At 43.6% G+C, this 25,099-nt stretch carries 27 protein-coding genes and 1 other RNA gene; all 28 read right to left on the bottom strand.

The genetic code is table 11. From position 1 onward, the window contains the following. Window positions 1-146: 146 nt before the first annotated feature. On the bottom strand, window positions 147-494 hold the full coding sequence (locus tag DDV21_RS01540; RefSeq protein WP_116877543.1) for a hypothetical protein: 348 nt from the start codon (window positions 492-494) through the stop codon (window positions 147-149). A 216-nt stretch (window positions 495-710) separates the two neighbouring features. Beyond that, complete coding sequence (locus DDV21_RS01535) at window positions 711-1,856, bottom strand: glycoside hydrolase family 3 N-terminal domain-containing protein (protein WP_116877544.1); 1,146 nt, start codon at window positions 1,854-1,856, stop codon at window positions 711-713. A 255-nt stretch (window positions 1,857-2,111) separates the two neighbouring features. Then, window positions 2,112-2,792 carry a fructose-6-phosphate aldolase gene (locus DDV21_RS01530; protein WP_116877545.1) on the bottom strand — a complete coding sequence of 227 codons (681 nt, stop codon included), beginning with the start codon at window positions 2,790-2,792 and terminating at the stop codon, window positions 2,112-2,114. Between the two features lie 391 nt (window positions 2,793-3,183). Beyond that, on the bottom strand, window positions 3,184-3,552 hold the full coding sequence (locus DDV21_RS01525) for a PTS glucitol/sorbitol transporter subunit IIA (RefSeq protein WP_116877546.1): 369 nt from the start codon (window positions 3,550-3,552) through the stop codon (window positions 3,184-3,186). 32 nt (window positions 3,553-3,584) lie between these two features. Beyond that, on the bottom strand, window positions 3,585-4,601 hold the full coding sequence (gene srlE, locus DDV21_RS01520; protein WP_116877547.1) for a PTS glucitol/sorbitol transporter subunit IIB: 1,017 nt from the start codon (window positions 4,599-4,601) through the stop codon (window positions 3,585-3,587). A gap of 27 nt (window positions 4,602-4,628) precedes the next feature. Beyond that, the gene (srlA, locus tag DDV21_RS01515) at window positions 4,629-5,174 is read right to left on the bottom strand and encodes a PTS glucitol/sorbitol transporter subunit IIC (protein ID WP_116877548.1); all 546 of its coding nucleotides are present in this window, start codon (window positions 5,172-5,174) and stop codon (window positions 4,629-4,631) included. Window positions 5,175-5,198: 24 nt separating this feature from the next. Then, on the bottom strand, window positions 5,199-5,690 hold the full coding sequence (locus tag DDV21_RS01510; protein ID WP_116877549.1) for a transcriptional regulator GutM: 492 nt from the start codon (window positions 5,688-5,690) through the stop codon (window positions 5,199-5,201). Then, window positions 5,690-7,543, bottom strand: a complete 1,854-nt coding sequence (locus tag DDV21_RS01505) for a BglG family transcription antiterminator (protein ID WP_116877550.1) — start codon at window positions 7,541-7,543, stop codon at window positions 5,690-5,692. Before DDV21_RS01505 ends, DDV21_RS01510 begins: the two co-directional genes overlap by 1 nt. Window positions 7,544-7,567: 24 nt before the next feature. Further along, complete coding sequence (locus tag DDV21_RS01500; RefSeq protein WP_116877551.1) at window positions 7,568-8,368, bottom strand: SDR family oxidoreductase; 801 nt, start codon at window positions 8,366-8,368, stop codon at window positions 7,568-7,570. A gap of 402 nt (window positions 8,369-8,770) precedes the next feature. Then, window positions 8,771-10,114: a glucose-6-phosphate isomerase gene (locus tag DDV21_RS01495; RefSeq protein WP_116877606.1), complete on the bottom strand. Its 1,344-nt coding sequence runs from the start codon at window positions 10,112-10,114 to the stop codon at window positions 8,771-8,773. A gap of 571 nt (window positions 10,115-10,685) precedes the next feature. Next, window positions 10,686-10,832 carry a hypothetical protein gene (locus DDV21_RS11715; RefSeq protein WP_162886269.1) on the bottom strand — a complete coding sequence of 49 codons (147 nt, stop codon included), beginning with the start codon at window positions 10,830-10,832 and terminating at the stop codon, window positions 10,686-10,688. A gap of 225 nt (window positions 10,833-11,057) precedes the next feature. Beyond that, a complete protein-coding gene (locus tag DDV21_RS11710; protein WP_162886268.1) occupies window positions 11,058-11,201 on the bottom strand; it encodes a hypothetical protein in 144 nt (47 codons plus the stop codon). 121 nt (window positions 11,202-11,322) lie between these two features. Continuing rightward, window positions 11,323-11,550: a hypothetical protein gene (locus DDV21_RS01485; protein WP_116877553.1), complete on the bottom strand. Its 228-nt coding sequence runs from the start codon at window positions 11,548-11,550 to the stop codon at window positions 11,323-11,325. Between the two features lie 184 nt (window positions 11,551-11,734). After that, window positions 11,735-12,643, bottom strand: coding sequence for a helix-turn-helix domain-containing protein (locus tag DDV21_RS01480; protein ID WP_116877554.1), 909 nt, complete (start codon window positions 12,641-12,643; stop codon window positions 11,735-11,737). A 318-nt stretch (window positions 12,644-12,961) separates the two neighbouring features. Beyond that, on the bottom strand, window positions 12,962-13,483 hold the full coding sequence (locus DDV21_RS01475) for a YjbQ family protein (protein WP_116877555.1): 522 nt from the start codon (window positions 13,481-13,483) through the stop codon (window positions 12,962-12,964). Next, window positions 13,483-14,187, bottom strand: a complete 705-nt coding sequence (locus DDV21_RS01470) for a triose-phosphate isomerase (RefSeq protein ID WP_116877556.1) — start codon at window positions 14,185-14,187, stop codon at window positions 13,483-13,485. Before DDV21_RS01470 ends, DDV21_RS01475 begins: the two co-directional genes overlap by 1 nt. Before the next feature lie 11 nt (window positions 14,188-14,198). Next, a complete protein-coding gene (locus tag DDV21_RS01465) occupies window positions 14,199-15,032 on the bottom strand; it encodes a class II fructose-bisphosphate aldolase (RefSeq protein WP_116877557.1) in 834 nt (277 codons plus the stop codon). A gap of 41 nt (window positions 15,033-15,073) precedes the next feature. After that, on the bottom strand, window positions 15,074-16,084 hold the full coding sequence (srlE, locus tag DDV21_RS01460; protein WP_116877558.1) for a PTS glucitol/sorbitol transporter subunit IIB: 1,011 nt from the start codon (window positions 16,082-16,084) through the stop codon (window positions 15,074-15,076). A 27-nt stretch (window positions 16,085-16,111) separates the two neighbouring features. Beyond that, a complete protein-coding gene (srlA, locus tag DDV21_RS01455; RefSeq protein ID WP_116877559.1) occupies window positions 16,112-16,630 on the bottom strand; it encodes a PTS glucitol/sorbitol transporter subunit IIC in 519 nt (172 codons plus the stop codon). A gap of 109 nt (window positions 16,631-16,739) precedes the next feature. Beyond that, complete coding sequence (locus DDV21_RS01450; RefSeq protein WP_241964688.1) at window positions 16,740-17,693, bottom strand: sugar-binding transcriptional regulator; 954 nt, start codon at window positions 17,691-17,693, stop codon at window positions 16,740-16,742. 44 nt (window positions 17,694-17,737) lie between these two features. After that, on the bottom strand, window positions 17,738-18,097 hold the full coding sequence (locus tag DDV21_RS01445) for a PTS glucitol/sorbitol transporter subunit IIA (protein WP_116877561.1): 360 nt from the start codon (window positions 18,095-18,097) through the stop codon (window positions 17,738-17,740). Between the two features lie 14 nt (window positions 18,098-18,111). Then, window positions 18,112-18,483 carry a transcriptional regulator GutM gene (locus DDV21_RS01440; RefSeq protein WP_116877562.1) on the bottom strand — a complete coding sequence of 124 codons (372 nt, stop codon included), beginning with the start codon at window positions 18,481-18,483 and terminating at the stop codon, window positions 18,112-18,114. Window positions 18,484-18,556: 73 nt separating this feature from the next. Next, window positions 18,557-19,804, bottom strand: a complete 1,248-nt coding sequence (locus DDV21_RS01435) for an NAD(P)H-dependent oxidoreductase (protein WP_116877563.1) — start codon at window positions 19,802-19,804, stop codon at window positions 18,557-18,559. Window positions 19,805-20,557: 753 nt separating this feature from the next. Further along, an RNA gene (gene ffs / locus DDV21_RS01430) (signal recognition particle sRNA small type) lies at window positions 20,558-20,653 on the bottom strand. A 65-nt stretch (window positions 20,654-20,718) separates the two neighbouring features. Continuing rightward, the gene (gene tadA, locus DDV21_RS01425; protein ID WP_116877564.1) at window positions 20,719-21,192 is read right to left on the bottom strand and encodes a tRNA adenosine(34) deaminase TadA; all 474 of its coding nucleotides are present in this window, start codon (window positions 21,190-21,192) and stop codon (window positions 20,719-20,721) included. Further along, window positions 21,192-21,968: an MBL fold metallo-hydrolase gene (locus DDV21_RS01420; RefSeq protein WP_116877607.1), complete on the bottom strand. Its 777-nt coding sequence runs from the start codon at window positions 21,966-21,968 to the stop codon at window positions 21,192-21,194. The genes tadA and DDV21_RS01420 overlap by 1 nt, the downstream gene beginning before the upstream one ends. A 186-nt stretch (window positions 21,969-22,154) precedes the next feature. Continuing rightward, entirely contained in the window at window positions 22,155-24,596 is a 2,442-nt protein-coding gene (locus tag DDV21_RS01415; protein WP_116877565.1) for an ATP-dependent Clp protease ATP-binding subunit, read from the bottom strand. Between the two features lie 4 nt (window positions 24,597-24,600). Beyond that, complete coding sequence (locus DDV21_RS01410; RefSeq protein WP_116877566.1) at window positions 24,601-25,056, bottom strand: CtsR family transcriptional regulator; 456 nt, start codon at window positions 25,054-25,056, stop codon at window positions 24,601-24,603. Window positions 25,057-25,099 lie beyond the last annotated feature (43 nt).

Genomic DNA, 25,099 nt, shown 5'->3' with positions numbered 1-25,099 from the left:
CCTCTTACGTTTTAAAGGAACATTGTTAAACAATGATTATCTCCATTATACCAAAATTCTGGCCATTTACTTAGTGTTTTGGAATACCATTTTATCAAAAACATAAATAAAAAATCAGACCTTACATTAAGGACTGACAGTTTAAATTATTCGGCAAATTTTTTCAGTGCACTCAGATACATTGAGCCGCCGATAATCGCAAGAATGCCGCCTATCCAGCCAAAAAACGGAATCAGACCGACAGCTCCGCCGACAATCAGGAGCACATTGGGAGCGCTGCTGACTCTCACATCATCTTTGTAGTAAACTGCCCCTACGATTCCTAAAGCCAGAATAGCCAGTTTCAGCAAAAGAAACAGCACACTAACAGTCCCTAAAGCACTATCTGAACCTGTCGCAGCAGCTCCAAAAATAAACCAAATACCGAGCAGGAGAACAATTCCTCCAATTAAGCCTACAATCCCGTTTACCAGCGCCAGTGTTTTTGTTTTCAAACTTATAAACCTCCTTATAGCTGCTTTAAATTGCAGCCCATCATTTTAAACTGCTGGGCCTTTAGGCTACAGGCCAACAGCTTCCTTTCAGACCTCAGACTAAAAAGATTCTCTGCATCTCATTGTGTCAAACGTCTATAAAAGCTATTATATAAAGACTTGAGAAGATTGTCAATACGTTTTTAAAGCTGCAGGCTAAACAAACTTGGGAATTCTCTACTTTTCCTGTCCTTTAAGTAAGCCTAAATCATATTTCCATGATAAAATGCGTTTGACAGATTCATCAATCCGTTCTTCACTCAGGTCTCCCGCCTTCACTCTCTCGAGAAGGTAAGCCGTTTGGCTGGCATATTCAGAACTCATAATCATATCCCCGCCTGCCAGAATAACCTGATAAGCCGCCTCTTCCTGACTGATAAATTTATTTAAGCCAGCCATATCCATATCGTCAGTAATCGTCACTCCTGTAAAGCCAAGGTCATTTCTCAATATAGCGTACATCTTGGATGATAAAGAGGCAGGGACTGCATCAACAGTACTCACAATGTGATGACTCATCAGAACGCTGTCCGCACCCTCTTCAATTCCAGCTATAAAAGGCAGAAAATCAAGAGACTCAAGTTCTTTCAAACTGCGCTGATCATAGACCAGATCAGCATGAGCATCCGTGTTATTGCCATAACCGGGAAAGTGTTTAAGTGTTGAGGCGAACTGCTCCTGTCTTAGAGTTTTTACCACTGCTGCAACATAATCTGCTGTTGCAGAAGCATCCTGTCCCAGAGTCCGATCATAGATAAAAGCCTGCTTATCAGTGGCAACGTCAGCAACGGGGAATAAGCCTGCTGTGATACCGACAGATTTCAAAAGCTGAGCTTTGGCAGCTGTATCATCCGCAATGGCAGACAGACCTCCTGACTGGTAGAGAGTCATAGGAACCTCAAAAGCTTTGGGAAGGATACTGCTAATCCGTGTCACTGAACCGCCTTCTTCATCAGAAGCGATAATCATAGGAACAGCAGAAACTTCTTGATAAGAAGCTGTCAGCGCCTTAATATCTTCTAAGCTCCGGTCTTTAAAATCACGGTCAAATAAAAGATAAGCCCCTAAATGGTAACTTTTAATATCCTCAAGGCCGGATTCTTCCGGCACTCTGGCAAAGAAAAGCTGACCTACCTTTTCCTCAACAGACATTTCCGCAAGGTAAGCGGCTACTGTTTTTTCCTTAGTGCGTCCGATTTTTGACTTGGCATCTAATCTAAAAACGCCCTTACCATTTCTGGATGACTGGCCATTTGTGGCTGCTAAATACAGCATACCGCAGGTTAAAAAAAGAAGCCCTGCTGCTTTGACTATTTTCTTCATATAGATTAGTATAACAAAATAATGCTGTTTTACCGTTTACAAACATCAAAGAAGCAGGACAAGTCCTGCCTCGTTTTCCTTTTTTAACAGATGAGTTTAGCGCAGTAAGTGATGGGAAGTTCTTATTCCATGTTGCGCGAAGGATAGCGGTTTCCCTGATCAACTGTGCGGAGGCAGGACGACAAAATCGAAAGCATCATTTTTATGACAATTTATCCTACTCTCTTACGTATAGGGTTGCAAAAGAAAGCATCCTTACAAATCTGTAATGGCTTGATTTGGACCAAAACTGGCAAACCAGTCTTCTCTGAAATCCTGAACAGCCTGTGTGACAGCCGGTAGCTGCAAAGACTGCTTAACGAGATCCGGAGCGACAGTAACAGCTTGTCCGCCAGCTTCTACAGTCCGGTTAATCTGTTCAATATTTTTATAGCTGGCTCCTAAAATCTGTGCGGCAGCACCTGTTCGCTTGATTTCCTCAGCTATATCTGCAATAGCAGAAGCGGCATCAATATTTAAATTTTCCATGCGATTGTAATATGGTGCGATATAATCCGCGCCAGCAGCAATTGCCAAATAAGCTTGCATTTTGGAATAAATAGCGGTCGCTGTAGTATAAATCCCTTCCGCATGCAACAGTTTAATGACTTTTAAACCTTCGACAGTAACAGGAACTTTGATATAAACCTCTTTGTCCACATGATTCAGAATAGCCCGAGCCTCCGCCAGCATATCCTCTGCTTCTAAAGCCACAACCTGAACATGCAGAGTGCGGTCATAGCCGATAATCTGGCGAATCTGGCGCAGGTGGGCAAAAAAATCCATTTGCCCCTCCTTTTTTATAATTGAAGGATTGGTTGTTACTCCCGCCAACGGCAGAAAATCCTGCCCCCAGCGAACAGCCTCCAAATTAGCAGTATCCAACATTAATTTCATCACACACCCCTATTATAATAAGATACAAAGGCCGTGTAAAAATCCGTATGAAAATAGGGGATGGCAAGTGATGCCTAAGCATCACGATGACAGCCATCTTTTTCATTAGGATTTTAGGCCGTGTTCAATTCACAAGATACAAAGGCCGGTTAAAGCTCACAGCAAAATGACACTAAGTCCGAAATCTTTAATTTCGCAGACGCACCTCTGCCAAGACGACTAGAAATCTAAGGCAGGCTGTCAAGACCGCAAAGCTTTCAGACGTCTACGGCTAGGGTTATTCTAGATTAGCATTGCTTCACGCTGGCAGGCATACTCACAGAGCAGCCGCACTCGTATGTCAGCCTGCGCTTTCTGCGATTGCGTCTCTTTTTCACTGTGTTTAGCTGCCTCAGCTATCAAACAGCTGAATAACAGAGCCTTCCTTGAGTTTTATTTCTGTTTGCGGTGCGACATGCAGGGTTCCGGGCAGGCTTCCCTGCTCAGATCCGTCCAGTGAAACGGTAATATGACCGAGTCCTTGTAAGTTTTTTTCAACAACGTTTCCGACAGCTGTAATAGCGCAGTTGACCCCGTCAACAACCAGCCGGCCTCCAACTTGAATAGGGCCGGTTACGTTTTTGTTATCAATTTTATAACAGTATTCCGCCAGATCATCCGGTGCTTCTTCACCAAAAAGAATCAGCATATTGGCGTCAGTAATCATTCCTGGAGCTTCAGGACCGACTGCAAGTACAGTCGCTTCAAAAATTTTTGTCATTTTTCTAACCTTTCTTTAACTATTAAACATTTTTACTGGTAAAGCCCGATACTGGCAATCCAAGCGACAATAACACGAGGCACACCGTTCAGGAAGCGGGAGTAAAGCACTGACGGTACTCCGACTTCGACCGTTTCGGATTTTGCTTCAGTCAAACCAAGACCAACCGGAATGAAATCACAGCCATTTTGTGTGTTGATAGCAAACAGAGCTGGCAGAGCCATTTGCGGTGGGATATTGCCCTTACCGATTTCCACACCGATTAAAGTTCCGACAATTTGTGAAATGACTGCCCCTGGTCCTAACAAAGGAGACAAGAATGGCAGAGAGCAAACGAAGCCAACCAAAATCAAGCCCCAAATATTACCGGCAAGAGGGGCCAGAAGATTGGCAATCCAGTCGCCGACACCCGAACCATTAATAACCCCAATAATCAGCGAAACAAAAGCCATGAAAGGCAAGATGGTGTTCAGCATGGTCTGAATCGCTTCACGCGCTGCTTGATTGAAGGTTGCAACAACTTTACCGGCGCCCATGCCGATGCGGGCAATAAAGCTGGACTCTGCTCTTTGTTCTGTAATCTTTTTGCTGGTATCAAAACCGGTTTCTGCTGTTTGAGTTCCCGTTTCAGTTTCAGTTATCTCCGGAGCCGAAGAAACAGGAGCCGCTTCATCAGTATCGGCTAGAGTGATTTGATCCAAATCGACTGCAGAAACATAGATATCTTCTGTAATATATTGTGCTAAAGGCCCGCTTTTACCGGTCGGCACAATATTGATTGTCGGGATTTTTTTCTTTGGATAGATACCGCAGCGCAAAGTCCCGCCGCAGTCAATGATCGCTAAGGCAATCTCTTCATCCGGAATGGAGGTTTTAAACCCGTTAACAGCCTCCATGCCAGTCAGTTCAGCAATCTTATCTACAATATCAGGCTTTTCACCGCCGCCTGTCACATAGATAAACTTATGCTTTTCTTCTGTCGGTGTAATGATTAAGGGGCCGCCAAAACCGCCGTTGCCTTTGACAACTTTTATACTTTTATATGCCATGTCTCTTACTCTCTTTCATGCTGTTTTTTATAATTCAACTGATTTACTTAAAGTCACACCCTGCTGTCTGGCGACAAAAGCAGTCGTAAAGTCTGTGACCCAGCCGCCGACAAAGTTCATAATCAGGCCGACCAGAAGGTAACGAATAGCCAGTTCCATTTCGTTGAGCCCCAGCGTTTTGATGCCTGAAGCAATTCCCATCCAGACAAACAATTCTCCGGGATTGATGTGCGGAAAGACTCCGTTTGAAGTGTGACAAAACTGCATCTGGGCTGCAATAAAGCTCGGTTTATAATATTCCGGCAGGAAACGCCCCATACTCATAGCCATCGGATTGCCCAGCATAAAAGCTGAAATAAAAGGCAAAATCATGTAGCGGGTCAGCGGATTTTTAGCCGACAGTTCCCCCAGTCTATTCATCCTCTCTTCACCGATCAAGGCAATAATCGCATTCATAGCAACAAGCAGCATGAGAACCACCGGTACAATACTGGTCATCCAGCCGATGAAATTTTCTCCTCCCAGAGTGAAGAGATTCATAAAAGCTTCTGCGAATTTTGTGATATAGTTCATTGTATACTCCTTTGCTTCGGGACCTTAACCCGAACGTTTTTTAGATTTTAGCTGTAATTTCAACTGTGCTGGCAGCAGTTTAATCTGCGCAGCCAAACCAGTCAACGGGGCCGGCTGAGGGCTTTCTTCATAACTGCCGGCTTCTGTTCGCAGGAAAACCTCCCGTGCATCTTCAATAGCCGTCTGCAGCAGTTTATTTTCCTTACGGACAAGCGGATTATAGCGGTCAAAATAATGAATATCCTGGCCAATATAAGCTGGCATTGTCTTAAAACGGGCTCCAATGGTTACTCCCTGCATCCTTTTGGCATCCAGAACCTTACCTGCTTTATCAATAGCGAAAAGAACAATCGTCCCTGATTTTATTTTCCCGGCACGGCGGCCGATAGCAACACGCCCTTGACGCCGCATAGCCGTATAAACCTGATTAAAATGTTTAATCTGCCTCAAGCCCAGAAAAATCTGGATGATGTAAGCTGTTGTAACCAATAGCCCTAGAGTTATTGCTGGATTCATTAAAACACTCCTTTGTTTTTTGATAAAGCGAGCAAATCTGCTTCTGTCTGCACTTGGCGCAGGGCATTTTTTAGCTGCTCGTCATTGGCTGTTCGAAAAATATCATCATACAGGGTCAGCAATTCCGTTTCCATCTCACTTTCAACAGACTCAGGGATCGCTACCAGAAAAATAAATTCCGGTTCATCACCCGCTTCAACAAGCCCCAGCATCATGATAGTCTTCTTCTGTTTAAGTCGATTGACAGTATGCGGAAAAGCGATTCCGCCGCCAAATACGGTCGGCTGTTTGATCTCTCTCTCAAGCACCCGCCAGCCAAAATCTGAATCCACCAGATCCTGATCAGCAAGCACTGCAGTCATTTGTCTAAGATAGTCTTGATAAGACGATCCTTCAGATAAGCGGATAAATTTTAAGGTTACGCTTTCAAGGTTTTTTTGATGAAAAACATTCACTTTCTGCCACTCTGCCTGCAGCCACTGATCATCAAAAAGATTGGTAATATGGATAATCGGAGACTGAAGCTGCGGATATTTAAGCGGAATAGTTGTAAAGACAGCAAAATAATCATCATCTGCCTGCGGATTAAAGGTTTCCTCTGAATACTGTACAATATCGATGTCGCTGCCTAAAACGCGTGTCAGCTGACGATGAATCATTGCTGCAGTCCCTCGGCCAGTTGTGCAGACAACTGCTATCCGGCGTCTGCGGTTCAGCTGCTCATCCTCATGTTCCCGCACTGCCATTTCAAAGTAAAGGGCTAAGTAACTGATTTCAGCCGCTGCAAGCGGATAGCCGAAATAATGCCTGAGCTCATCACCGGCAGCTCTTGCCATTTCAAAAGCCAGCGGATATTTGTTCTTAACCTCACCATGAAAGATATCCGTGATTTGGACATGAAAAATCAAACGATTAATCAAAAATGTCAAGTGCCCATACATATCATGAAAGAGTTTTTCTTCATCAAAATCTACATTCAAGGCTGTTCGAACTTTCCTGATGACAGTCCGATAAAATGGCTCCAGCATCGGATGATCAGTATTTTCATACGAAAGTCCTGCAATAAACTGGGTATTAAGCGGAAAACTCAGAAAATCCTGTTCAAACTGACTTAATGTAATGTGATAAACCACTTCAAGATGATAAACCAATTTTTCAATAATTTCGGCATTCTTCAGCCCATTGCAGTAATAAGCAATAGCATGGTCTATCTGCTTTTGGCGCTTAATGCGTGCAACAGTAATAGCCACCACTTTACTGAGTAAATCCTGCATTTTTCTGGGCAAATGGTAGTCCCGGCTGAGCTCCTGCAGAAAGGTCTGAGTTTCCTGCTGCAGAGCGGCTGTATCGAAATAAGCATAGACATTTTGGCAGTAAAAGAGACGTAGAGACAGTTCATCACCGTTAATCTCTATGCCCCGGTTGGGTTTTCCTTTGACCGAAATCTGATAGTCCGAAGCCAGATGCTTAACTTGTTTTAAATCTTTATTGATTGTCGTACGGCTGACTGCAATCTCTTCTGCTAAATCATCAATCAGCAAGGGTTCTGAACTCTGCAGCAGCCTCTTAATGATATAAGAAACCCGTTTTCCTGACGAATTAAAATCACTTTCTTTGCGTAAACTGCCCGACAGAATTTCCTCCAGTCTGGCATAATCAAAAACATCTATATAAAGCTGATTTCCTTCCTGCCTGATCTGCACATCCTCATCCAAAAGCTCATTAAGCTGGCTGATACTCGTCTGCAAGGTTTTCTCGCTGACAGCCAGCAATTCGAGCATCTCGTCAATCGAAAGCTGAGGCTGTGCTATCAATGCATTTAAAATTTGATACCAACGATTAACTAATGCCACTTCTATCTCCTTTAGCATTTACAATTAGCCGCGGGTCTTCCCTCCGGCCACATTGGTAGTAATGCCTGTAATATAACTTGATCGGTCTGAAATATAATAAGCGACAAGATCGGCTACTTCACTTAATTTTCCGCTGCGGCCAAGCGGTGTTGTGCTGGTAGATGCGTAACCAGCACGAATTTCATCAACTGTTTTGCCTCTAGTATATCCTAGGGCTTCCTCATAAGCAAGCGTTCTCAAACCAGTTGCTTCCATAATTCCCGGTGCAATACCGACAACGCGCACTCCATACTTGCCTAATTCCTTAGCCCACGACCGTGTGTAGCTGTATACCGCTGCCTTAGTAGCTGCATAAGCACTTTGGCCTTCAGAGCCTTCCAGACCGGCTTCGGAAGCCATATTGATAATAACGCCTTTTTTCTTGTCAACTAAGATTCTGCCGACAGCCTGACTGACCAAATACAGTCCCTTTTGATTAATCATGGTTATTTTTTCAAAAACAGTATCATCCAGCTCATACTTGCCATGCGGGTCTTTAGGGTCAACCAGCAGGCGGGGAACATTGATTCCGGCATTATTAACCACGGCATCAACCGTTCCAAAATGTTCAACTACCAAAGCAACGCCTGCTTCCACTTCTGCCCGTGATGTGACATCAACTTTGACGAAAAGCAAATTATCATGCTTCAGATCGTTATCCGCAATATCAAAGTTCGCCACATGAACATCCAAAGCCAGCAGTTCTTCTACAATTGCCCGGCCGATTCCAGAAGAAGCACCCGTTACAATCACTGTTTTGCCTGCAATATTTAACCAATCTGTCATATCAAACTCCTTTACTAAGATACAAAAGCCGTGAAAAGAACAAAGCAAAAGTGACGGTAAGCCCAAAATCTTTGATTTCGCAGATGCACCTCTGCCAAGACGGCTAGAAAGGTACGCTCGGCTGTCAAAACGACAAAGCCTTTAGACCGTCTACAGCTGGCGGTAAGCCAGTTAACGAGACAAATCTCCCCTCCCCCCATTTCTGAGTTCGGGCCGCTATGTGGTGCTGCACAGCTCTTTGATCTTACTTAGTTTATTTTTGTTTATGGCTTTATTATAAAACGCTTACACAAAATAATTAAGACAGCATTTTTTCTTTAGCAGCAAAAAAAGGTGTATTAATTCAAAGAAAAATCCGAACTTCAGCATTGAAGTTCGGATTCCTTATAGACAGAAGCTCAATTACAGACGTGAGTTCAAGTCTGCTGCTAAGTCTTCAAAGCCTGGTTTGCCAAGCAGAGCAAACATATTTTTCTTATAAGCTTCAACACCTGGCTGGTCAAAAGGATTAACCCCATTGAGATAGCCGGAAAGAGCGATAGCTAATTCAAAGAAATAGATTGTATAGCCCAGAGTAAATTCGTCCTGTTCCGGCAGAGTCAGGAAAGTGTTAGGTACACCGCCGTCTGTATGAGCCAGAAGCACACCGTCCGTTGCTTTTTTATTAACAAAATCAACATCCTTACCCTGTAGATAGCCGAGACCATCAAGATCTGCTGCCTCCGCAGGAATAGTGATGTTCTTCCGCGGCTTGTCGACACGGATAACCGTTTCAAATAAGTTGCGATAGCCTTCCTGAATAAACTGACCAAGTGAGTGCAAATCTGTGGAGAAATTAGCAGAAGTCGGGTAAATCCCTTTCTGATCTTTCCCTTCAGACTCTCCGGCCAGCTGTTTCCACCATTCGCTGAAGTACTGCAGTGATGGCTCATAGTTGGCTAAAACTTCCGTAATATACCCTTTGCGGTAAAGGATATTGCGGACAGCAGCATACTGATAAGCTTCATTTTCAGTTAATTTATCAGAACTGTAATCTTTGCGGGCTGCCGCTGCTCCTGCCATCAGCTGGCTGATATCAGCTCCAGAAGCTGCAATCGGCAAAAGACCAACGGCTGTCAGTACAGTAAAACGGCCGCCGACATTATCCGGCACAACAAAGGTTTCCCAGCCGTTAGCATCTGCTTCAACCTTGACCGCTCCCTTTTGCCGGTCAGTTGTCGCATAAATCCGCTTATTGGCCTCTTCTTGGCCGTATTTTTTAACCAAAAGCTCTTTAAATACCCGAAAGGCGATAGCCGGCTCTGTCGTAGTCCCTGATTTTGAAATGACATTAACGGAAAAATCTTTATCCGCTACATAGTCAACAAGGTCAGCCAAATAATTAGCAGAAATTGAGTTGCCGGCATAAAGAATTTTAGGTGCTTTATGATCAGTCTGTAAATTCACAAAAGAGCTGTTTAAAAAATCAATTGCGGCACGCGCCCCTAAATAAGAACCGCCGATACCGATAACAATCAAAACCTGACTGTCGGCCTGAATTTTAGCCGCTGCTTTTTGAATACGGGCAAATTCTTCTTTGTCATAATCTTCCGGCAGGTTAAGCCAGCCGGTCATCTCCGCACCGGGGCCGGTTCCCTGACGCAAGGCCGCGTCAGCCGCAGAAACCTGCACCTGCATATAATCCAGCTCATGCGCTGCAACAAAACGGTCCATCACTTTTGAATAATCAAATTTAATATGGGTCATCTGAATCCTCCTTTTTTGCGTTTCAGTCTCTCTATTATCATACCCCTTTATAGGCTTTTTTTCAATGATTTGGATAAATTTGCCCAAAAACTGTGCCAGCTCTAAAAGCATATCAATCACATCAGAAAGGAAAAAACACTGGAGAGGCTGACCCCAGAAATGCCGAAAAACTTTGGAAGATCCACTTAATACCCACTTATTATGGAATGATACAGATAAATACGCAAATAACTCACAGTGAAAAAACGATCCCTGTCAAGTTGCCAAGTAGACAAGGAAATAATAAAAGAAGTCTTGTTTAGTCATTGTCCGCTATGGAAAGTCTATCAGAAAAAGTGTTTTGAGACTTTTGTTTCAGCAGAAGTGCTCTTCAAGCTGACAAAAGAAGCCCGGAAGCGGAAAACAAGCCTTATGTCTAAAAAAAGCTGGAACACTATTATTGTCCCAACCCTTCTTTACTGCTTTATTGATTATAATGGTTGAGGAAGAATAAATTTCACTAAGATTTTATCTCTCCCCTTAATTGTTATAGTCTATTTGCAGCTCTGATTTATAAAAGCAAAAGACTTGTTTAAGTTAACGTGACACCTGCCCAAATAGCTGCACCTACAATCACTCCTGCGGCCGCACCTCCAATAAAATAGCCGTCTCCGTAAAGTTCATTCGTGTCAATTTCCTCAAAAAGCAAATCTTGTGTTTCACTTACAGTCATGTTCATATTTTCCTCCTTTATCAAGATATAAAGACCATTTTGATTCCGCTATGAAATGGTGATAAGCCAAAACTCTCTAATTTTGTCAGTCATACCCCTGTCAGGAACTAAAAAGCTATGAGCTCTTATCAAGACTTGCCTGTAATAGTTCCATCTTTTCGCTAGGAGTCTCGTCCATAATCCGTTCAACATCCCATTCATAGTGTACTTACGTATTGCTATCCATATTATTTAAGTAGTGATAGTAGCTACTGCTGCAACAGCACCTAAGCCAATCCCAAATCCTGTAATAGCATCACGCGCATTACCGTTCAATTCATTTGCATCCACCTCTTCAAAGAAGAGCTTATCAGTAGCAATATTTTGTGTTTCCATCTTTTTCCTTTCTTTTAATTGAGGCTGTATATAAGCCCATTACTCTAAAACCAGTGCTGAGTACACATGATACAATAGCGATTTAAATAAACTACTTATCCCTTTTCACAAAAATAAAGTCTCAAACCTCAGTTTTCCTTTTAACTTCTTTAGTAAATTGTTCAATCCAGATGATATTGATAAATGCTACCAGAATAACAAAAACTATTACTAACAAAGATACCAGCGGCCGACTGTCCATGAGAATAACTGATAAGGTCGCTAGTAAACTGATGGCAGCAAAAGAAAGTTGTAACCTCTTCAGTCTTTCAGCCATTGAACCTCTTTGAAATGGTTTTTTAATACTCATGTATTTCCTCCTTATTCGTTTTAACCAGATCATTGTCAGCGATGCCTTAAGCCCAGCTGTAACGTTTCACTGAATTTTTTAAAAATTACAGTGTAAGTGTTAGGAAATTTCCTTTATTTCCCTCTCAAACTTTATGTCCCTATTATAAAGCAAAGAAAAAAAGAAGAACAGGACATCCGTGTCACTATTCTTCTTTTTCTTGTAAATCTTTCGCTTTTTCTTTTTTCAGATTATCTATCAAAACCGTGTCGCCGAAATTTTCTGCTAAAGTCAGCGCTAAATCGTAGCAGGACTTAGCTTTCTGAAAGTTATGCCTCTGATAGAGATGGTATTTAGCTTCAAACATCAGCAAACCCGGTTTATAGACATGCTGCATGGTTTGATTAACCACATCGTCCATTTTATCAAGAGCCGGCTTCATATCAGAATAATCAGCTGATACAACATAGACACCAGCTAATGCAAATAAAGCTCCTAAAAGTGCTAGGTTATAATAATCATTACTACCTGTCCTCTGTTTTAGAAGTCTATCTACAATAAGCAGTACAGTCTCCCTATCATAAGCATAATCCTGACACTGTGTTAAATAGTGCCTAGCAAGTAAGATATCATTTAAGGAATAAGTTTCTTTTAACAGAAGCTGTTTAAAAAAATCCTCATAAATAAGCTCAACTGATTCCGGCTTCCCAACTGTAATATAATCCAAAAAATTTTCAAGTAAATCTAAAGTAAAGAGTTCTTCTTCCGGCAGATAGTCAAAATATTGATTGTAAATATCTTCCAACAGCTGCGTTTTTTGGGCTAAACGCTCAGCGTCACCATAGGAGGGAAATTTTATCAGCTTATATTTTTGCTCAAAATAGGCCTGTGGAATCTCCAAGCTTTGTTCTCCCAACAGACTGGCCATATCAACCTTTAGCCTATCTGCCAAATATTCCAGTTTAACAATCGTCGGCAGGGACTGCCCCAGCTCGATACGCATCAGCTGTCTGACAGTCAGTTCTGACTCTAGCCCGCAAACCTGCTCACGGGATAACCCTTGCCTTTCCCGCTCGGTTCTGATGTTCGCTCCTATAATTTCTTTTGTCTTCATGAAGGCTCCTTCACTCTTAACCCAACATTTTTTCTTATCAGTATACCATTTTTAGTTTAAACAGTAAAAACCAGCAGAAGCTCCTCTTTAATCGGCATTAATAAAAGAAGCGCAGCCAGCAGCCGATGAGTTATTTACAAATAACTTAACTTTTTCATAAATAATCTATTATAAAGTATACCAGCTCCATTTTCCATTTGCGAAAATTCGCAAATATGAGAATTTTTCTATAGCTTTCAGAAGAAAAGTCCGAGAATAAACATTCCCAGACTTTTCGGTTTCTGCTAAAAACAGAGAAGACAGAACGGCGTCTGTCTCTTATTCCCCAAATACTGTCACTTGGCAGGTTCGTGTACGGGCGCGTGTTTTGTCATAGTCAACAAAGTAAAAATAGCCTGTACTGCCAACACCCAAATCACCGTCACTTACATCAACTAGCTGACTGGAGCCGATCAAGGTCGCTTTAAGGTGGGCATCACCATTCCATAAAGATGTCCGGTCACCGCCGGGAAGATAAGCTGCAGCATCAGGCCAGGATTCAACGGCCTGATAATGCGCCTCCCCGGGATAGATGTAACTGTCGCTCCCCGTATGATCCGGAATAATCTTTGCCAGAACAGTGTTTAAATCAGCCTGCAGCGATTCATCACCGTCTGTAGTATAATCGTGTGCGAATTCTTCAAAAAAGACCGCACAGGTCGTATGGGGAGAAATCATGGCCAGCAGGCCGTTTTGAATGCCGCTTTTTGCGATAATATCACGAAGTTTTTCTGTAATATTGACATAAGTGGCCTTGCCAGCTTGTGTGTCCACCGAAAACTTTGTTTTATAACATTTCATTAACTGCTCCTTTCTGAATGGCCAGCCTCGTCAGCTGCAGCCACCATATCAGCCAGCATCTGCTTAGGATCAAGCGCTTCTGTAATACCGCTGGTGCAGCCGGTCCCGTCAGCTCCCAGTTTAATCACATCAAAAACATCTTGAGCACTCGAGATTCCTGCTGCCTGCATAATCAGCGTTTTAGGCGAAACTGCCTTAATGGCATCATTGGTAGCCGCAATATAAGAAACATCACTGGTATTGCCGGTCCCAATCAATTCTGTTGGCTCGCACAGAATAATATCCGGCTCCAGCGTCGCAATGGCCCGCGCTTCCTTAAGCGAATTGGCACAGACAATCGTCAGCATATCTAACTCGTCCGCCCGTTCCATAGCCTTTATAATCTCTTCAAAGGTCAGCGGCCGCTCGGCATGATTCAAAAATGTTGCCTCTGCCCCAGCGGCTTTGACAGCTTCAGGCAAAACATGGCCCATACCGCGTCCAGGACTAATGCCATCAATATGCTGCGCTGATACAATGACTTTATCTGTCAGGCTTGCTGTCCGGGCAAGATCAGCAAAAGGACAAGTGATAAAAACGGTGACTTCCGGACGAGCTGCAGCGGCTTTTTCTGCAGTTTGAGCCATAGCAGCCAAGTCTTCTCCATATAAGTAAGACTTTGGATTAAACATAAAAAACGGTGCTTGAACGCTTCTTTTACCCATGATTTTTTCTCCTAAACTTTTTGTGTGCCGAAAACGTCAAAATAATGATCCAGCACTGCAGCCATAGCTTCTTCAGCTGTCTGCTGCAAGCTGATATAATCTTTCGGCTGTTCTTTTACTATCGCTTGGTAAGCTCCGACTATAAAATCCGTATAGATATTTATCTTAGTGATCCCTTCTCTGGCACAGCGGCCGAGATTTTCATCTCCTGACGAGGATCCGCCGTGCAGAACAAGCGGTACATCGGTTAAAGCAGCGATTTCATGCAGCCGTTCAAAATTAATCTTGGGACTGCCTTTATAAACACCGTGGGCTGTCCCTATAGACACCGCCAAAGAATCCACATGAGTTGCTGCAACAAATTCCTGTACTTTATCTACCTCTGTATAGACGGAACCTGTCAGTTCTGCTGCTTCAGATGTCTCATTGGCCCCGACATGTCCCAGCTCCGCTTCGACAACAACTCCCCGATCATGAGCATAATCAACCACCTGCTGGGTAATCGCTGTATTTTCTGCAAAAGATTTTTGCGAAGCATCAATCATGACAGAGGTAAATCCCAATTCAATCGCCCGCTCGATAAACGCTGTATCTTCCCCATGATCCAAGTGCAGTACGACCGGAACAGAGGCGGCCTCAGCAAAATAGTTGCCGATGGCAGCTGCTTCTTCTAAAGTTATGATTGAACTGTGCGACTGGGCATAGGCCAAGAGAAAGGGGAGCTGGCGTTTTTCTGCTGCTGCGACATAGGCTCTTGCCGAGTGAAAATCAATAAAATTGGCATGAGGAATGGCAAACTGTCCCTGTTTGGCTGCATCATACAATAGCTTTGAATCTACTTTCATTGTGCTTTCCTTTCCAGCTCAAAAATGAGCATTGTTAAAATCTAATACATACCGATACTGAATATCCAGCCGACAACAACAGCCAAGGCTCCTGTTACCACACGGCTGTATAAGATGGCCGGAACTCCGACCGAAACGGTTTCCGGTTTGGCTTCCCCTAAAGACAGGCCGACAGGAATAAAGTCGCAGCCGACCTGAGCATTAATGGCAAAGAGAGCCGGCAGGGCATAGGTCACAGGAATCGTCCCTTGAGCAATCTGAGTGCCAATCAGCACCCCGATAACCTGAGCAATGACGGCCCCCGGTCCCAGTACTGGAGAAATAAACGGAATACTGCAGATAAAAGCTATCAGGATAAAACCAAGGATAGATCCTGATAAAGGCTCCAGCAGATTGGCAATAATATTACCTACCCCTGTATAATTGATAATACCGATAATGGTACTCATAAAAGCCATGAAAGGGATAATATTTTTTATCAGCATATCTACGGTATCACGGCCCGCTTGATAAAAGATTCCCATTACATTACCAATGCCGCGGGAAAAACGGACAATAAAACTATCGCTTGCAGCCTGATCCGCTTCATGCTTTTCCTTGCTGGCAGCATATTTCTCTTGAAAGCTCTCTTCAGCTGCTGCTTGAGAGTCTTCGGCAGAAACACTTTCAGCTGCAGCTTCCTCCCTCAATTCCACACAGTCAGGGGTGACTCCGGATACAAAATTTTCTTCGGTAATATGTTTGGATAAAGGGCCTGATGGCGAGGACGGCAGAATATCAAGAGTTAAAATATTCTTCATAGGATAGACACCGATACGGGCGGTTCCTCCGCAGTCAATCACCGCAGCTGCAATTTCTTCATCAGGTACTGTATTTTTAAAACCGTCTATAACCTCGCCTCCCGTTAGTTCTGCCACGCGCTGGGCCACTGGATGGATACCGCCGCCTGTTACAGAAACGATTTTATTTTTTTCAGGAGTCGGCTGGATCAGTAAACCCTTTCCCCAGCCATTTTCGCCGCGTTTGACAAATACTGTTTTAAGTGCTGTCATCTTCTGTTCCTCTCTAACTTATTTTTTCTAGGCTGTGCGCTTCATTAAGAATTTCGTCATCCGTTCGGTGGCAATGCCTCTCAGAAGAATCACAACTAAGCCGGCAAGGAAATACCGTACAGCGAGGCTCCCCTGAGAATGCCCGGATTCAACGACACCGTTGGCAATTCCAAGAAAAACAAACAGTTCTCCTGCATTAGCATAAGGAAATAAACCGGTCACGGGATGTACCATGCTGACAGTTGCATCATAAAAGGCCGGCTTTTCTTCTTCTTTCAGGAACTGTCCAAATGTATAAGCCATAGGGTTTGTCAAAATCAAGACAGCCAGCAGAGGCATCAGACTGTAACGCAGTACCGTATATTTAGCACTGGCCCTCATAAATGTATTGACACGTTCACGGCCAATGAGCGCAATAAGCGCATTCGTAAATGTCAGCAGAGCTACTAACAAAGGAATAATGCCGGTCAGATAGCTGACAAACTGTTCTCCGCCTGCCTGAAATATTCCAATAAAATTCTCGCCAAACCATTCAATATATTTCATTTCTTACTCTCTTTCCCGCTCACCTTAAGGTAAGCGCTTGCAATGCTTTTTTAAAGAATGGGGCTGAGTTTTTCTCAGCCCCATTTCATAAACCTTTCAGCAACGATAGTCAAGCATGCGCCAATATAGCCTGTGCTGTTGCATCTGTTGTAATAAGGATATCCAGCATGTGATGTTCCAAACCGACCCGAACCGCTCCGGCTTTTTTTTCACCGTAAGCCAGCACAAGCCTTGTCGGAATTTGGCGCAGCTCTTCTAAATTAAGCCCCATAACACGCTGGTTTACTTCCAAAGCAGACGCACCCTTGGCATCAAAAAACTGCGAATTGATATCGCCGATAATCCCCAAAGACTTAAAACGCTTGATATCTTCTAACTTAATATAGCCTGTAACAGTCATTGTACTTCCTTCTTCCAGAGGAGCCATTCCCAGCAGGGCAAGATCCACCTGCTTGCTTTCATTTAAGACAGAAGAAATCGTTGCATCCCGTTCTAATTCCTTTTTCAAGGCTGCACTGGAAACCATGGCAGGAACATACAGATAGTGAGCTTCAGCCCGCATTCTTTGGGCCAGCGTCTGGACAATCTGGTTGGAATGCAGGTAAAAGTGCTCATTTCCCATACCGCCAATCAAAGGATAAATATGGAGCTGTGAATGATTGGTATAAGGAAAATAATCGATTGCATGACGCAGCGTTTCTCCCCATGATATGCCCAAGCGCTTAAGTTCCGGATGTTTTTTAAGATAAGCTTCAAGGTATTTAGCTGCAGACCTGCTGACTTTGCGTTTGACTTCCACAGCTGTCAGACCTACCGTATCAACCACAACGGCATCCTTCAGCCCATAGGTCTCTTCCAATTCACGCTCTAGTTTTGTGGTAAAAACTGACGGACTGTTGATAAATACTTCCACAATCTTAGCTTCTCTGGCATCAATAAGCATTTTAGACACCAAGGAACGTGAAACTCCGATTTTCTTAGCAATCTCAGCCTGTGTCATGCCTTCGTCATAATACATGACTGCAACTTTTACATAATCTTTTTCAGTATAATTATCCATCATATGCCTTCTTATATACAGTATATATGAGAATTATACCACATTTGCTAGTCATTGATAATCTGGATTGACTCGCCCGCTTTGAGTTTTGGGAAAACAACAGGCCGGGCCATAATAGAACCGGGCAGAATATCGCTGTCTCCTTCTCGGAAATAAATAGCAATGTGCCCTAATTCCTCAAAATTGGCATTGGCCGCACTGCCGACTTTTGTCACTGTATATGTCTGGTTTCCCATAACAAGACGGGTTCCCACTTTGAGAACATTTTTCTGTTTTGCTTGATAATCATGGATGACAGAAATCCCCCGCAATTCCGGCGGAGCGGACTCGCCAAACAGTACCAGAAGCATTTCTTCTGCAAAATCAGGAACCATTTCTCCGATTTCAACAATCTTAAATTCTTGCATTCCCTCATCTCCGATCATTTGTACTTGGCAACCAGATTAGCTAGGGCTCTGGTTTTAGCTGTTTGTTTTTCCGCTTCAGCAATTGCTACCGAATGCTCATCTAAAGGCAGTCCAACAATAGCGTCGTAAGGCTTAAACCTTGAAAAAATCATGATACCATCTAAATAATAAGCTTCTGTTATCCTTTTTTCACCATCGTAAACCACAACAAGAACATGTGATGACAAACCTGTTTTGATAATTTCTGAAACAAGACGACAGTTTGGCCTATCCTGATACTTATCAATTAACTGCCGCATAAACCGCTGATAGTACTGCAGCTGATAGAGACTGAAAATTAGCTGTAAAAATATAATAAGAGTCAGGATAATTGCTAAATTAGCCATCTCGCCTCCTTCTTTCCCATAATCCGGTTCTGCTCTGTAAAATCAGATGATAATATCCCACTAGGAATAAGGATCAGCCGAAAGTTTCATCCTGCAGTTTACGCAGTTTATAAACAGTTGTTGTCTCATCAACAGCGATATCATCATCAGTTAGGAAAGTACCGTCTTTAATATCACGCTTAGCAACAGAGGCACCACCTACAAGACCGATTGGTATATGATTGTGTTTGCGTGTATCACTGTGTTTTTCAATAACACCGCGCACACAGTAACCGCCGATACCATCAATTCGTTCACCAGCCTTGATGTCCCGTTTAGCAACTGCTACTGTTTCAGCTATAGGAGCACCTAAAGGAACAATTGCATGGTCATGCTCTAATACAGCACGGGCTGCTGTCAGCGGTGTTTCCAGACTGCATAAATGATAAGGACGGTACAAGATATGGTGATCTCGGTCACCTACCTTCATCAGATAGTTCATTTCGTGCTTAACACCGGCATTCTGCCCTTCTACAATAACAAAGACTCCCGGTGCAATCCCATCAACATACTCTACAACTCCGTAACGATTCAGAACACCGCCCTTATCTTGCAAATCCAGTTTAGCAACCGTTTCCTGGAGATCAGCAGAAATGCCGTGCATTCCCGTTACATCAGGGACAAAACCGATGGCATTGGCTAAAAGATTCATCTCTGCCATCGTTTTAGTGCCGTCCTGAAAAGCAGCCAGCATATGAGCGTTCATCCGCTTAGAGGCTGCCTCTTCAGCTGCTGTATCCGGATTTGCACTGACTTTCAGTGCATTGTTTTTCCCTTTGCCAGCAACCAGAACAGTCATTCCCATACTCTTAGCAAACTCATAAAGCTGAGCAGTCGCAGCTGGCTCATCACCGTCTGAACCTGTGTAGACAAGCCCTGCAGCATCATACATCTTTTTCATTAGAGGACCGATGGTAATATCTACTTCAACGTTGAGCAAAACTAAATGTTTTTTAGCAATCAGAGTCGCCAAAGCTATTTTCGCACCAACCTCAGGGACTCCTGTTGCATCAACAAGAACTTCCACATCATCGGAATCAATAATTTCCTTGAAATCTGTGCTTGTTAAAATATCAACCGCCTCATTAGCAGAAGCATTGTAGGCTTGTGCCGCTTTCTGAGCATTTTCCAGCCGAATATCGCTGATCCCCCGGACTTCCATTCCGGGAATTGTTGATATCTGTGCAACCATCCCAGTTCCCATCTGTCCGGCACCGATAACCCCAACTTTAATAGGATTATGCTGTGCTTCACGCTCCAACAGCTTACCATATAATGTCATAACTCCCCTCCTTCTGTCATTTGACAATATATTTATCATTTGTTATGAAACATTGTAAATCCTTTTTCGACATTTGTCAACAGTTTTGTCAAATGTTTTATAAATTATTTTTTTCACAAACGCTTTTGTCAAAAACACTGCTATATATAGCATTTGACACTATTTGTTTTTAAATTTCACAAAAAGCAGCATGGACTCTCCGCTTAATATGCTCTTCCGTCAAAACAAAAAAAGATTTAATAAGCTTTTTAAACTGCTCTCCTTACTGTTGGCTGTATCTTTGCTTAATCTTGCTTCATTTCACTTAGCCATTTAAAAAATTACTAGCTATACAGTTTACTTAACGTAAAAAATAATTATAAAAAAGGAAGGGAAAAGCAATGAAAGACGAAAAACAACTTAGCATCTTGCTGACAATCAATGTCCTACTATCGCTTATCAATCTCCTCATCAGCTTTTTTAAATAATTGAGATTTTATCCTAACGTTTTTATCCTTTTATATAAAAAGTAGGTATCACTTATTGCAATCATGAGGAGTGAAATGCCGGTGATATAAGCGCAAAAAGAGAGTGTCATGGAAATAGGAATTAAAAAAAGAACACAGTAATGTCCTTTCTTGCAGGTCAATTAGAAATTTTATCAAAAAAAGCAACTTCTGAGAGTTCAGGTGCGTTTGAGCGCATAATAATAGTCAAACATTGTATTTTACCCAGCTAAAAACCCCTTTGAAAAGTTGATTTCAAAGGGGGTGTTTTATATAAGCAAAAAGAGCACACAGCCTAACTCGCTTAGGGCTGCTGGATTCCTCCCCTGACCCACTTCACGCAAGACTGTTGCTCCACTAATTATTATATCATACTTCTGCTAAGTCTGCCAAGTCCCAAAAATTCGGATAAGATGAACCTTTTTCCGCTTACCGTTTCAATCTTCTCTGTCTGAAAAAGTCTTGCATGATTTGAGCACACTCGGCAGCTAAGATGCCGGTTTCAAGACTGACACGATGGTTGAGACGCTCATCCTGCAAAACATCATAGAGGCTGCCGCCAGCACCGAATTTCTGATTTTTAGCCCCATAGACAACATGCGGGATACGAGCGAGACCTATGGCACCGCTGCACATCACACAAGGTTCGATTGTGACAAAAAGCGTGCTGTCCAGCAGCCGCCAATTACCTTCATGGCGGTTGGCCGCATTAATAGCCATAATTTCAGCATGCATCACTGCCTGATTTAACTCTTCCCTCGCATTATGGCCGCGGCCGATGATTTTATCCTCTTTGACGATCACGCAGCCGATTGGGATATCCTCTTTAGCGAGTGAAATCTGAGCTTCCTTGAGGGCCTCGTGCATGAAATATTCTTTTTGTTCCTGTGTAAAAAGAGACATTATAATTTTCCTAAATCCCAAGCTTTATGCGGTTCAGCCAAATCAACCGGGACACCTTGGGCATGATGAGCAGCCTGCTGGCGCAGAACTTCCAGATGATTGTCCGAATCTGTGTTTTCAGGGCCAAACTGCGGCAAATGAGTTAAAACCAGTCTCTGAACTCCAGCCTGAGCTGCGATTTTCCCAGCCTCCTTAGAAGTTAGATGGGCCGGATGGCCTTCCTGCCCTTCATAAAGATAGACATCAGCCAAGAAAAGATCTGCTCCTTTTGTAAAAGGAAGCAGTTCCGCAAAATAGCCTGTATCTCCCGTGAAGACCAATACCTGACCGCTGTCACGCTCAACAATACGCATGGCATAGCAGACTACCGGATGCACTGTCTTGATAAAACTGACGGAAAAAGGCCCGATTGTTTCAATCCCGTTAACATCATAGGCAATTCCTTCAGCAACACCTTCCAAAGTCAGTTTAGCAAATTCGCTCTTATCTTCATTATGGCCGTAAGTCGGCAAAACTTTAGACTGCCAAAGGGCTTTAGGGTAAAGCTGACGGTAATGGCGAAGGACGCCCAAGTCTGCTACATGATCAGGATGATAATGGCTGATAATAACAGCGTCTAAATCCAAGGGGCTGAGCTCTTTTTCCAATTCATTGAGGGCTCGGCTGCCAGCGTCAATGAGAAGCTGAAACCCATTTTCTCCGGTCAGCAGGTACGAAGTGGTCCCTTGCTCTTTATAAGGATAGCCGCCCCAGCAGCCGATAGTTGTTAGTTTCATAGCATTCCCTCCCTTTGCTTTTCTTAGCTTTATTATAACAAAAAAAGAATAGACCAACATAAAAAAGCCCTTAGAAAATAGCATTTCTAAGAACTTTGTCAATATACCTGCAGCCTGTCTAAAAACTGTCTTTGCAGTATACAGACGGCCCGGCTCAAATAGGACTGGCCGGAAATTATTCATCTATCAGGCGAGGGCAAATTTTAATCGCCCTTTTGAGAAGCCAATCTTGACCGCACTGCCGCTGGTTAATTCTCCCGAGAGAACCAGCTCAGACAGTTTGTCCTCAACCTGAGTCTGCAGGGTCCGGCGCAGAGGCCGAGCCCCCATTTCAGGATCATAGCCGTCTTGAGCCAGATGTTTTAAGGCTGAAGGCTGAAACTTAAGACTAATCTCTTTTTCTGCCAGATTGTTGATCAAAGGCTGCACCATAATCTTAACCACTTCACGCATATCGTCTTGGCTTAAGCTGTGGAAAACCACCTTTTCATCAATTCGATTAAGAAATTCTGGCCGATAGGCATGTTTGAGCTCTTCTAGAATCCTGCCCTGCATCGCTTGATAATCCTGACTGACAGCTTTGGCACCAAAACCGACAGTTTTATCATCGCGCAGAGCTGTTGCTCCTAAGTTGCTGGTCATAATAATGATTGTATTGGAAAAATCAACCTGGCGGCCGCGGCTGTCGGTCAGCATTCCATCGTCAAGAACTTGCAGCAGAACATTGAAAATATCCGGATGGGCTTTTTCGACTTCATCAAAAAGCAGGACTGAATAAGGTTTATTGCGGACTTTTTCAGTCAATTCACCGCCTTCTTCATAGCCCACATATCCGGGCGGCGCTCCATTGAGACGGCTGGCTGCAAATTTCTCCATATATTCTGACATATCAAAACGAATCAGAGCTGATTCATCATCAAAAAGGACTTCTGCCAAAGCTTTTGCCAATTCCGTTTTACCGACACCTGTCGGCCCCAGAAACATGAAAGATCCAATCGGGCGTCTGCCGCTGCGGATCCCAGACTGGTTCCGGCGGATAGCCCGGCTGATTGCGGAGACAGCGGCTGCCTGACCGATAACACGCTTATGCAGCTCTTTTTCTAAATTAAGGTATTTTTTACTGTCTGCCTGTGTCAGTTTTTCAACCGGAATGCCAGACAGCTTGCTCAAAGTGCTCATAATATCAGCTTCCGTCACCGGAGTTGGTTCAGGACGGCTGGACTTGGCTGCTGCTTTTAAAAATTGCGAAGCCTTCTTAAAATCCCCTGCCAAAATCGCTTCATCTGCCGGTGTTAAATAAGCCGGTTTTTCTTTTTTGACCATATTCTGGACTTGTGCACTCGCCTCGTCTAAGAGATCAATGGCTGAATCCGGCAAATGCTTGCTTGTCAGGTAACGGTGAGCCGCTTTAACAGCCGCTAGGGCCGCTGCTTCTGAAATCACAACATTGTGATAATCTTCGTAAGATTTTTTTAGCCCAAGCACGATCTCATATGCCGCTGCTTCATTCGGTTCTTCAATCAGCACCTTAGCAAAACGGCGCGACAGAGCTGCATCCTTTTCGATATGTTTTTGATATTCTTCCTGAGTGGTTGCTCCAAGCGTCCGAAGTGTTCCCCGTGCAAGTGCAGGTTTCAGGATATTAGCGGCATCGAGTGTGCTGTCAATGCCGCTGCCAGAACCCATAATCGTATGCAGTTCGTCTATAAAAAGGATGATGTGGCCATCTTCCTCAATATCAGCAATGATTTGATTCATCCGCTCTTCAAAGTCACCGCGGAAACGTGTTCCGGCAACAACACTCATCATATCCAGTTCAAGAACCTTCATATCCTGCAGCTCATAAGGAATAGAGCCGTTAACAATGCGCTGAGCCAAACCATAAGCCAGAGCGGTCTTCCCTACCCCGGCATCACCGACTAAAACTGGGTTGTTCTTCGTTTTTCGGCTGAGAATCTGCACCATGCGGGAAATTTCCTTCTCCCGGCCAATAACAGGTTCCAGCTGTCCCAGACGCGCCATCTCTGTCAGGTCCCGTGTGAATTCAGAAAGTTCACCAGCAGTTCCAGGCGGCTTCATCATATCGGAAAAATTGGTGTTGACTTTCGTTTTCTTGGGTTTACGTAAATTATGGATAGCTTTCAGATCTTCCTTAGTGAAGCCGGCCTGCCTTTCCAAAGATTTGCGCAGATCTAATAAACGGACCGATTCCCCGTCGTCTTTCATTTTAAATCCGACCATCTCCAGAAGCCGTGTAGCAGTGATATCCATAGTCAGCAGCATGGCAAACAGAACATGCTCTGTCCCGACTTCTTTGCCCCCTGTTACTTGGCTGATGCCCTCAGCCAGCTGCAGCAGACGCTTCACTGCCGGAGACTGCTCAACAAAATCAATCGTTTCAACATCTTCTTTGGGAACTTTGCCCAGAGCCAAGATAGCCGCTGCTTCATATTCTTCTGTATTGATATCAGCCTCATACTCTGCCAGACTGAGTCCGGCAACAGAATCAGGAATAAAAACCATAGCCAGCAAGATATGCCAGCTCTCAAGATAAGGGCTCTCATACCGAGCCGCCTGATAGAGAGCCAGTCTAAAAACTTCCTGCATTTTAAACGAATAATTGCTCATTTCCTTACCCTTTTCTGTCTAATCTCTGTAAAATTTTACGCAGCATACGGGCACGAATTTCAGGGCCATCCTTGCCTAAAACCTCATCAGACGATGTGGCTAAAATAATCTGGCCTTCGCGCCGGCTGACAACTTTTTCTTCAAACAGCAGCTGAATCAAATCTGCAAACACCTGCTCACTGATTCGATCGCCAATACTGGCCATCAGGCTGCCCAGCATCTGATGCTGGTCAGAAAAGCAGACTTTCTCAATACGGATGTAGCCGCCGCCTCCTCGTTTGCTCTCTACAATATAGCCGCGGCTCTCTGTGAAACGGGTTTTAATCACATAGTTAATTTGACTGGGAACAACACGAAAGGCATCTGCTAGGTTAGAACGCTTAATTTCAGCAATTCCTGATTGAGCCAGCAATTGTTTGATATATTCTTCAATACTGTCAGATGTATTTTTTGATGCCATGGTGTCACTTCCTTTCAGCCGTTTGACTATAACTGACTATTAT

Origin of the sequence: Streptococcus chenjunshii, from assembly GCF_003086355.1 — a bacterium.
GTDB classification, from domain to species: Bacteria; Bacillota; Bacilli; order Lactobacillales; family Streptococcaceae; genus Streptococcus; species Streptococcus chenjunshii.
This window is presented reverse-complemented; position numbering and strand designations above follow the sequence as displayed.

Bases quoted from the DNA above. Each gene is read 5' to 3' on its own strand.
- DDV21_RS01535 (WP_116877544.1), bottom strand. From the start codon at position 1,856: ATGAAGAAAATAGTCAAAGCAGCAGGGCTTCTTTTTTTAACCTGCGGT.
- DDV21_RS01530 (WP_116877545.1), bottom strand. From the start codon at position 2,792: ATGAAATTAATGTTGGATACTGCTAATTTGGAGGCTGTTCGCTGGGGG.
- DDV21_RS01525 (WP_116877546.1), bottom strand. From the start codon at position 3,552: ATGACAAAAATTTTTGAAGCGACTGTACTTGCAGTCGGTCCTGAAGCT.
- srlE (WP_116877547.1), bottom strand. From the start codon at position 4,601: ATGGCATATAAAAGTATAAAAGTTGTCAAAGGCAACGGCGGTTTTGGC.
- srlA (WP_116877548.1), bottom strand. From the start codon at position 5,174: ATGAACTATATCACAAAATTCGCAGAAGCTTTTATGAATCTCTTCACT.
- DDV21_RS01510 (WP_116877549.1), bottom strand. From the start codon at position 5,690: ATGAATCCAGCAATAACTCTAGGGCTATTGGTTACAACAGCTTACATC.
- DDV21_RS01500 (WP_116877551.1), bottom strand. From the start codon at position 8,368: ATGACAGATTGGTTAAATATTGCAGGCAAAACAGTGATTGTAACGGGT.
- DDV21_RS01495 (WP_116877606.1), bottom strand. From the start codon at position 10,114: ATGACCCATATTAAATTTGATTATTCAAAAGTGATGGACCGTTTTGTT.
- DDV21_RS11715 (WP_162886269.1), bottom strand. From the start codon at position 10,832: ATGAACATGACTGTAAGTGAAACACAAGATTTGCTTTTTGAGGAAATT.
- DDV21_RS11710 (WP_162886268.1), bottom strand. From the start codon at position 11,201: ATGGAAACACAAAATATTGCTACTGATAAGCTCTTCTTTGAAGAGGTG.
- DDV21_RS01485 (WP_116877553.1), bottom strand. From the start codon at position 11,550: ATGAGTATTAAAAAACCATTTCAAAGAGGTTCAATGGCTGAAAGACTG.
- DDV21_RS01480 (WP_116877554.1), bottom strand. From the start codon at position 12,643: ATGAAGACAAAAGAAATTATAGGAGCGAACATCAGAACCGAGCGGGAA.
- DDV21_RS01475 (WP_116877555.1), bottom strand. From the start codon at position 13,483: ATGAAATGTTATAAAACAAAGTTTTCGGTGGACACACAAGCTGGCAAG.
- DDV21_RS01470 (WP_116877556.1), bottom strand. From the start codon at position 14,187: ATGGGTAAAAGAAGCGTTCAAGCACCGTTTTTTATGTTTAATCCAAAG.
- DDV21_RS01465 (WP_116877557.1), bottom strand. From the start codon at position 15,032: ATGAAAGTAGATTCAAAGCTATTGTATGATGCAGCCAAACAGGGACAG.
- srlE (WP_116877558.1), bottom strand. From the start codon at position 16,084: ATGACAGCACTTAAAACAGTATTTGTCAAACGCGGCGAAAATGGCTGG.
- srlA (WP_116877559.1), bottom strand. From the start codon at position 16,630: ATGAAATATATTGAATGGTTTGGCGAGAATTTTATTGGAATATTTCAG.
- DDV21_RS01450 (WP_241964688.1), bottom strand. From the start codon at position 17,693: ATGATGGATAATTATACTGAAAAAGATTATGTAAAAGTTGCAGTCATG.
- DDV21_RS01445 (WP_116877561.1), bottom strand. From the start codon at position 18,097: ATGCAAGAATTTAAGATTGTTGAAATCGGAGAAATGGTTCCTGATTTT.
- DDV21_RS01440 (WP_116877562.1), bottom strand. From the start codon at position 18,483: ATGGCTAATTTAGCAATTATCCTGACTCTTATTATATTTTTACAGCTA.
- DDV21_RS01435 (WP_116877563.1), bottom strand. From the start codon at position 19,804: ATGACATTATATGGTAAGCTGTTGGAGCGTGAAGCACAGCATAATCCT.
- tadA (WP_116877564.1), bottom strand. From the start codon at position 21,192: ATGTCTCTTTTTACACAGGAACAAAAAGAATATTTCATGCACGAGGCC.
- DDV21_RS01420 (WP_116877607.1), bottom strand. From the start codon at position 21,968: ATGAAACTAACAACTATCGGCTGCTGGGGCGGCTATCCTTATAAAGAG.
- DDV21_RS01415 (WP_116877565.1), bottom strand. From the start codon at position 24,596: ATGAGCAATTATTCGTTTAAAATGCAGGAAGTTTTTAGACTGGCTCTC.
- DDV21_RS01410 (WP_116877566.1), bottom strand. From the start codon at position 25,056: ATGGCATCAAAAAATACATCTGACAGTATTGAAGAATATATCAAACAA.